At 40.6% G+C, this 9,375-nt stretch carries 5 protein-coding genes; 3 read left to right on the plus strand and 2 right to left on the minus strand.

Translation table 11 applies throughout. The annotated features are described in order from the left end of the window. Both AB1422_12725 and AB1422_12730 read right to left on the minus strand, forming a co-directional pair. Positions 1 to 451, minus strand: a 451-nt coding sequence (locus AB1422_12725; protein ID MEW6620175.1) for a hypothetical protein, incomplete at its 3' end; no start/stop codon positions are given. A gap of 116 nt (positions 452 to 567) precedes the next feature. Further along, complete coding sequence (locus tag AB1422_12730) at positions 568 to 795, minus strand: hypothetical protein (protein ID MEW6620176.1); 228 nt, start codon at positions 793 to 795, stop codon at positions 568 to 570. Between the two features lie 352 nt (positions 796 to 1,147). Between AB1422_12730 and AB1422_12735 the strand changes: the two genes are divergently transcribed. The 3 genes from AB1422_12735 to AB1422_12745 all read left to right on the plus strand — a co-directional run bounded on the left by AB1422_12735 (position 1,148) and on the right by AB1422_12745 (position 9,281). Further along, on the plus strand, positions 1,148 to 7,393 hold the full coding sequence (locus AB1422_12735; protein ID MEW6620177.1) for a VWA domain-containing protein: 6,246 nt from the start codon (positions 1,148 to 1,150) through the stop codon (positions 7,391 to 7,393). 91 nt (positions 7,394 to 7,484) lie between these two features. Further along, positions 7,485 to 8,402, plus strand: coding sequence for a PorV/PorQ family protein (locus AB1422_12740; protein MEW6620178.1), 918 nt, complete (start codon positions 7,485 to 7,487; stop codon positions 8,400 to 8,402). 216 nt (positions 8,403 to 8,618) lie between these two features. Continuing rightward, positions 8,619 to 9,281, plus strand: a complete 663-nt coding sequence (locus AB1422_12745) for a hypothetical protein (GenBank protein ID MEW6620179.1) — start codon at positions 8,619 to 8,621, stop codon at positions 9,279 to 9,281. Positions 9,282 to 9,375: the final 94 nt, after the last annotated feature.

Below are 9,375 nucleotides of genomic sequence, written 5' to 3' on the forward strand. Positions count from 1 at the left end.
TAATGAAATTCTGGTTATCCTTCTTCACCAAACTCAATATGTCTATTTCCATCTCTTTTCCATTGCATCTTCTTCTCAGGTTTGGATTGGTCCATTCAATAGACATCCCTAATCCTTTGAATATTCTCTTAAAAGAAGCAAAGGCTAATCCCTCGGGGATTCTTCCTATCCCTTTGGTTACACCATCTACGGATTTAAGCAAATTCTCTATTTGTTTATCAACTTTCTTTTGTTCCTCCTCTCTCTTTTTGAACATAGCCCTTAATTCTTCATCGGTTTTTTTAAGTTGCTCATCGGTCTTTTTTTGAGCCTCTCTAAGTTCCTCATTACCCTTTCTAAATTCTTCCTGACTCTTTCTAAATTCCTCTTCCTGACTCTTTCTAAACTCTTCCTGACTCTTTAAAAGCCGCTCTATCCTTCTATCTACATCCTTAAGTTCCGCTTTAGTCATTTTTAATCACCTCTTCATATTCTATTTTTTAACATTTATTATTTTATATTATTTTACCCCTTTTGTCAATAAATTTTTTTTGGTTCATCAAAACTTTAGCACAGTTACTTATTCCACTACCAGCTACCAATAAACTTTACCAGATAAAGAGGGGAATAACCCCCAATATTTAACTTATTCTTACCCACAAATTGGGTAGAAGGAGAGAAACAAAGAGAAATACCACGAAGGGCACGAAGGGCAGGGAGAAAAATTATTTTAGGAATGGATTTTTTGGGATTTGATGCATTATCGTAATTATTCAGCCACTGATGGACACGGATTAACACGGATGAAATAGTCATAAGATAGAACTCAGAGGACAGCGGAATATTCTTTACTACTTTTACAGTTGATTACCAACCAGGCGGAACTACTACTCTAACCGCAACAGGGCTTAATTCCAATTTAGTCGCTACGGCTACCTTTGTAACCATCACCCAGCCAACTACCGTTATTGAGCAAGAAGACTTCTGGAGATATACATATTCACCTAACTCTGGCTGGGAAACATTAGGATATGATGACAGTAGTTGGAGTAAAGGCAGAGCTCCTTTCGGAAATCAGTCTGATGGTGATTGGATTCCTCATACAGATTGGCCTGCAGGGACGACACTATACCTTAGAAAGTATATTGATTTACCTGCATCTGCTAAATTGACTATCTATACTGGCGTAGATAACGAAATCCATATCTATATAAATGGTGTTAATATTTTTAATGCCTCTGCTCATGGATTTACATATCGCTGGGAATATACATTTGACATTCCTAAAGGATATATAAACCCAGGAAGAAATGTAATTGCTGTGCAAGCAGTGGATTGGGGTGGCGCGACAGGATTTGATCTGAAGGCTATTGCTGAGGTCAATATACCTCCAATGGGTTCTATGGCAATTAGTTCTGTGCCTTCGGAGGCAAAAATTTACTCAGATGGAATGGATACAGGTAAACTCACTCCTGCTGTCTTGACCAATCTATCCACAGGTAGTCATCAAATTGTCTTAACTAAGCCTTTGTATAACAATTGGGCTGAAACTGTTACTGTATCCTCGGGACAGACTACAGAAATAGATGTTCCTCTTAGACTTTCTCCAACAATTATCATTACCCCTATTTCTGGTACTGTTGGAATTATAATCACAGTTACAGGTGAAAACTTTAGTCCAATTGAGGCAATTAGGATTGATTTTGGTCTGATTTCCTCAATTACCATCGCCACTACTACTGCCTACGGCACCTTTGCCACTACTTTTACGGTATCTTCTCAACCAGCAGGAACCACTACTATTGTGGCTACTGGTCTAACTTCCGGGTCAAAAGCCTATGCTACCTTCACGCTTACTACTCCACCGCAAGCAACACTGACTGTCCGCTTAGACCAGATTGATGCCGCTAAATTCCCCACTATCGAATGCCATGTCCGTGTAACTCAAGGAACGACATCTATTGCAGGACTGACAGCGGATAATTTCCAATTAACCGAGCAGTCTGAATTAGAATCTATACCGACCGTAGAGATAATCAGTGTCAGTGCAACTAATACTGGGGGTGTAGCTATTGCCCAGGTATTAGATAGAAGTGGTAGTATGCAAGGTCAGAAGATAACCGATGCTAAAACCGCCGCTAATTCCCTTGTTGATATGATGCAACCTCTGGATAGAATGGCGATAGTCTCTTTTGCTTCAAATGTTACTGTTGACCAATCCTTTACCAGTAATCAATCTGCCTTACATACCGCTATCAACAACTTAGTTGCCGATGGAGGCACGGCTTTGTATGATGGCATATATATGGGAATAGGTCAATGCACACAAGAAATCGGTGTTAAAGCAGTTATTGCTTTGACTGATGGTCAGGAAAATAGTAGTTCACATACTCAGCAACAGGTGATTGATTATGCTATTGCCAGTGCTGTGCCTGTTTATACCATTGGCTTAGGTGGTGATGTAGATGCAGGGATACTTACGCATATTGCCACATCTACCGGTGGCACATACCATTTTTCACCAAACTCTACCCAGCTACAAGAGATATTTGCAGATATTAGAGAAGAGATAGAACAGCAGTATTTAGTTACTTATAATACTCATAACCCGAATTATGATGGCACACTGCGGAATGTAGTCATTACTGCGAGTTATAACTCTGCCATTGGCTCAGATTCGGGGACATATCGTGTAGATGAACCACCGAAAATTATCCGCACCCCAGAAACTATTGCCTTAGGTTCACAAAGTCAACCTGCCAACCAACCACTAACTATCGCCGCAACCATTACTGATAATACCGCAGTTACTAATGCCACCTTATTCTATCGACATTCGGGAACACTAACCAGCTATTCTCAGCTGACTATGACTCATATAGGTAATAACCTGTATAAAACAACTATCCCAGCCGCAAGTGTTAATTACCCGGGCGTGGATTACTATATCACTGCCTCAGATGGTAGATTAGTCGCTTCAGACCCAAAGAACAATCCTGAAACCTACCCATATCAGATTGCGGTATATCCAAATGAAAAACCAGTGATTATACATACCCCTGTTTCTGGAGCGTTAATTAACTCATCAGTAACTATTACTGCCTATGCTACGGATACCACAGATTATATTACTTCGGTAACCTTATCCTATCGTATCAAGGGTTATGTGCTTTATGAGAATGTAGTTATGACTAAGGCAGGTAATACCTATACCGCTACCATACCGGCGAATAAGATGACCTTTGCCGGGGTCGAATACTATATTGTCGCGATGGACAATTATGGTTTGCGGGCATATCACGGCACCGATGTTAATCCACACTACATTCGTCCCAATGTTCCACCGAGTATAACTATTACCGCACCACCAGCACAAGGGGCTTATGCTACCAGTTCTTATACCATCGCCTGGGTAGATGCTGACCCGGATAATGATGCCCAAATATCACTCTACTATGATACCAATAACACTGGCTATGACGGCTCAACTATCACTACTGGACTTTCTGAAGATAGCAGTATCAATAGCTATATCTGGGATATCTCAACTATCCCTGAAGGTAGTTACTACATCTATGCTAAGATAGATGATGGCACTAATACACCGGTCTATGACTACAGCAATGGACCATTAAATATTGATCATTCACTACCACGAGCAACCATTACTACCACCCCTGCGTCACCAATTACTGCTACTGGCACAGTCTATGTTATCTTAACTGCCTCAGAAAAATTATCTGCCGTCTCACTGACATTTACTCCCTATGGTAAATCACCTATCTCTATACCGTTGACTACCACAGATTATATCACCTGGCAGGGTAATTTCCAGGTTACTCTTTATACTGGCGATGGGATAGGCACATTTAATTATACCTTGAAGGATTTATTCGGTGTTGCTTTTCCAGGCAGCCAAACCCTGGAAATAGATGTTGCTGGTGTCATATTTACACAGTCGAATTATAGCTTCAATGTAGAAAAGGACTATAACCAGCAAGGATTGGTCAAGGTTAAGAATATTGATAATGAAGCACATCAATTTTCAGCTCAGACGCTTAATGTCCCTGAAGGGATAGCGGTAGATTTTATCGGTGATGGCTCTGTAGATAGTCCTATTACCTTACAGCCTGGTGAAGAAAGAAATCTTATTCTATCCATACATACGCAATATGCCACCAAAACAAACTACTCATTACAAGGAACATTGACCAATGATGAAGGACTAATTTCGCATACGACAATAAATATTAATGTTCGGCTGCCCGAGGTTAGGTTTACGGTTAGTCTCATCAGTGAAGACCCAATGACATTAGCCAAAACCTATAGAATTACCAATATAGGTGCTGACCCAATTCCGGATTTAACCATTGACCTGGGAACGCTTACAGATAAGGTTATTATGCATCCGCTACTCTATACCATATATTTAGGGACACAGAGCTATGTTGAATTTAAGTTAGTGCCGATTATCAATGAGACTTTTACCGGGCTATCTGGCACCTGGAGTGTGAGTAGTGGGGATAAGGTGGTGGAGGTTCTTACTACCTGGCAGGTTACAGGGACGATATACAAGGTAACATTAAATCAGCCAAAACTCGTTTTTGACATTAGTTATCTCTATCAATATCAAGAGGGATATTATGTCTGGGTGCAATACTGCCCCAATCAACCACCACGCCGGGTATGGGTCGCAGACCCAAGGTTAATTAAGAGCATTGACCCATTCTATATACCAACAGGATTTGGGACTGCCAATGTCCAAAGTGCAAACTTGAGTATGCATTTTAGTCAAGGAAATATTCAGGCTAATCGTGATACCTATATTTATATAAATAATAATGAAGTGGGTAGATTACTAAATGTTAATCCGGAAGGGTATTATACATTTCCAGTTGTGCCAGAGTATTTTCTGTATCCCGACCCGTATGTTGGTAATCGCCGCAATGAGATAAATATGGAGACAAATATAAATACGGGGCACTTAGCCTGGGTAGGTAACTTTAGGGTGACCATACTCTTAGATAAGTTTGAGGTGTATGTTATTGCCACAAGTTCAGCGGCGGCTACGACTACTGCCTGGGCATTGCCTTATGTGCATCATAATTCTGAGCAATTATTTGTTAATATTACTCAGCCACCGGCTGGCTTTGAGTATAAGAAAGGCACTAAGGTGTTGATTAAAGCTGAGGTCAAGGATGAGCATGACCTCTTCCAGTGGCTGTGTAATGTTCAGGCAAGTTTTACTAATAGCACCTCAACTTTGAATTTATATGACGATGGCATGCATAATGATGCCGGTGTAAATGACGGTATTTATGCCAACTACTGGTATCCTGTAAGTGAAGGGACTGTTACTATCACTGTGGTTGCCAGTAACTGCAAAACACAGGCAACCGATACAGTTACCGGCACGATTATTGGAAACCGAGCACCTACAGTAGATATACTTACACCAACAGAACTACAAACATTACAAGGAACTACCACTATCTCGTATCAAGCCACAGACCCAGATGGCGATAGTTTATACTTCTATATCTATTATAGTGCCTCTTCGATTGGTCCCTGGAATCTGTTCTACATCGGCGTAAATACCGCCTATCTCTGGAATACTAACATCCTGGAAAATGGTATTTACTATATTCGGGTAGTAGCCAGTGACCCTAGCGGATTGACAGGCTCAGATACCGTCAAGGTAACTGTAAAGAATAAAAAACCAAAGATTAGAGTTAATCCTACTGCTGGCTCTCAATGTGCCTTAGTTACGGTTTATGGTGAAGACTTTGGTGCGACAGAGACGGTTCAGATTGACTTTGGGCTACATCTTAATATTACTACTGGCATGACTAATGCCGAAGGCTCATTTACTACCTATTTTACCGTTGATACCCAGGCTGTAGGCACTATCTCAGTTGTCGCTACAGGTATAAATTCACACCTGAGGGCCTCTGCAGATTTCACTATTACCGCAATACACTATATCAAAGGATATATTCGCTATGCGAATGGTGAAGGAATTCCAGGCATCAAAGTCTATTTAATGAGCCCTATAGTAAATGATTGTTATATCACTTCTGCGGATGGTTATTATGAATTTAATAATTTACCTACAGGATATTATCGCACCAGACCGTTCAAGGAGTGGTATACCTTTGAGCCGCCGGGTAGGGAATATTATCCTGTATTAAATGCCAGTTATGATAATCAGAATTACATCGGGACACCACAGAGGTATTATATTAAAGGTAGATGTAAGACAGAGGCAGATGAAGGGATAGGTGGAGTGCAGGTAGTTTTATCAGGTTCTGTGCAGGCAACCTATACGACTAATGCCAGTGGATATTATGCCTTCTGGGATGTTCCGGGTGGCACATATACCATCACCCCTTATAGGCAATTCTATACCTTTGTTCCGGCAAATAGAATCCTTCCTAACATAGATTTCCATCAAGCAGGACAGGATTTTGTTGGCACATCTACAACTGTAGAAAGATATTATATCAAAGGAACTATCACGGATATGAGTCATAATCCGTTAGCCGGGGTAAGGGTATATCTGTTAGGCACGATGGATAATGTTTTTATCACCAGAGCAGATGGTTATTATGAATTTAGCAATCTTGTGCCAGGTTATTATCGAACCAGTCCGTGGAAACAAGGATATACCTTCAGACCATCTGGCAAAAGATATGAATACCTGTGTAGCCATTATGAGCATCAAGACTTTGACGATGATGGTCCACCACAAGGAATTCAACCACCACCACCTACCAGTACACTCACATCGCTATTCTTTGTAGTAAAGGATAATGCAGGAAAAGGAATAGCAGGGGCACAGATTACACTGACGCCATTAAATGTAGAAAATGTAGTGAGGGTCTTCAGACCCGTTGGGGAAAACGCATCTAAAGATGCTCACTACAGACCCGTCTCGGCTGGCATTATCACTGATGCAGATGGTATGGCAGATATTATCAAACCTATCTCAGAATTGTATGGCCACTATAAAATAGAGGTGGCAAAACCAGGCTATAACTGCGAAGCTCAGATGATTACTATTACCGAAGAGACGATAGCACTGGATATTCCTCTACTCCTACAGCCAATTATTTTACTCCCAACTGTAAATAAACTTTACCAGAATTACCCAAATCCATTCAATCCCAATCAGGAAGAAACACAGATTTCGTATGATTTAGCCGTGAATGCTCATATAGTCATTAAGATTTACAACATTGCTGGAGAATTAGTCAGGACATTAGAGGAAGATAAACTTGCTGGGTCAAATATTACTACCCTATGGAATGGTAGAAACGATGATGGTGATATAGTTTCATCAGGCGTCTATTTCTATCAATTACATATTGGTGGAAGTGTAGTTGGGACTAAGAAGATATTAGTAATAAAATAGGACGCAGATGTACAGGATTTACAGGATTTTTAAAAAATATTATCCTAATAATCTGCGAAAATCTGCGTCCCAAAAAAGGAGGTAAAATAAAATGTTAAACAAAACTATTTCGTTAATTCTAACAATACTAACTTTTCCCATAATTTGTCAGGCGGCTTCTGATACCGGCGCTGATTTCTTGAAATTAGGTATTGGTGCCAGACCTTCAGCTCTGGGTGAGGCATTTTGTGCCCTGGCAGATAGTGTTGACTCTATCTATTACAATCCGGCAGGATTAGCCCGGCTGAAACAAAAAGAGGTTTCTGCAATGTATGGCGATAAACGAGAGGATACTGCCCGCACATCATTAGTTTATGCCCAGCCACTACAAGAATGGGAAGCTGGCGGTGTATTAGGAATAGGTATCATCTATCAAGACTTAGGTGAGATAGAACTGCGTAATAAATTTAATCACCCACAAGGTTCTATCAATCCCGCTGAGTTTGCCGTGATTTTCTCCTATGCGAAAAAGTATTATGAAAATCTATTATTAGGTGGGAATGTAAAATACATCCAACGCGAGCTTAAGAAAATAAAGGCTAAAGGCGTTGCCTTTGACCTTGGTCTCCTATATTTCCCGCAAATCCCAAAATTCCTGAACCTGTCAGGAACAGGTTTAACCACAGGTCTGTGTCTGGAGAATATAGGTAGTAAGATAAAGGGTGATGAGTTGCCGTTAAACTTACGGCTTGGTGTGGCGTATTCGCCTTTAAATAATCTCTCCTGTAGTTTAGATGTGAACCAACACCTTTATAATTCCGACTTATGTTGGAATCTTGGGCTTGAATATAGATATAGTTTGTTGGCTGTAAGACTGGGCTATTTTGACAAAGGAAGACAGATAAAGGGATTGAGTTATGGATTTGGAATAAAGTATCTGGGCTATCAGCTTGACTTTGCCAATCTTGCCAGTGGTGAGATGGAAAATGCAGAAGATATGAACCGCATATCCCTCTCAGTGAGTTGGTAACCGCAGGCTTTGTATGTGTTTAGCGTGTTCTGAATGACGCTAATTTAAGGCGTAACTCTTTGGTAAATAATAGGCTTTTTAAAAATTCTCTGCGTCTCTGTGTCTCTGCGGTGAAAAACTTCTCTCTTCAAACAAAAGCAAAAAGGAGGTGGTAAGATATTTCAACGCTGGCGAAGAGTTGACATAAAAATCTAAAACAAAAGGAGGTGAAAAAAAATGAAAAAACTAACATTACTTACTATGCTTGTCCTTGGGCTACTTGCTACCGCTACCTATACAACTACAGTATACGCAGAAGATACACAAGCTTATCTTACCCAAACTAATCAAGCTACTGACTATGCTTGGGGATTAGGAAAAGTTACTCCCTGTCACTATGATGGTCCAGGTCCATATGTATCTACTATGACCCATACCTATTTCTATGGATCAAGAACAAGTTTAATCGTAGATATTGCTGACCAACATCTCGAGTGGGAAGCTATAGGTCTACCAAATGATTACATGATCAGGTGGACAAATATTTATGCACGGGCACTTTCCATAAGAGAACCATTCTATTTAAGGATGACGGTAGATGGGTGTGCAGATGTACTGAGAATTGGTGGTACGCAAACTATCCCCACATACTATGCTGTAGGAACTGCAAGTGGTAGTCATCCTGGGCCAGGTGATTTTGTTCGTGCGAATGAATTTAGGAGTTTAGTGGGACCTCCCCATGGGGATTATAGAACACCAAATGCAAGGATACCATCTTCCGGCGGAGGATCCGCCATTCGCTATAACAAAGACTTATGGGCAAGGGTGGTTCCAGATGATAGTACTCTTACAGGTAGGTATGAGGATATATTCCTTATTACCTTTGTAGTAGAGTTCTAAATCTTGACAGAGGAGTATTTGTGAGGAAGTATTCCAGCGACTGACGAGAGAGACCTGTTTCCTTCTTGTCTGAGAGGGGCAGGTCTCTCTTTGC

The sequence above is a fragment of the bacterium genome, from assembly GCA_040757115.1.
In the GTDB taxonomy this organism is placed as follows: domain Bacteria; phylum UBA9089; class CG2-30-40-21; order CG2-30-40-21; family SBAY01; genus JBFLXS01.

Excerpts from the sequence above, each read along its gene's own strand:
- AB1422_12730 (MEW6620176.1), bottom strand. The coding sequence starts at position 795 with ATGACTATTTCATCCGTGTTAATCCGTGTCCATCAGTGGCTGAATAAT.
- AB1422_12740 (MEW6620178.1), top strand. The coding sequence starts at position 7,485 with ATGTTAAACAAAACTATTTCGTTAATTCTAACAATACTAACTTTTCCC.
- AB1422_12745 (MEW6620179.1), top strand. The coding sequence starts at position 8,619 with ATGAAAAAACTAACATTACTTACTATGCTTGTCCTTGGGCTACTTGCT.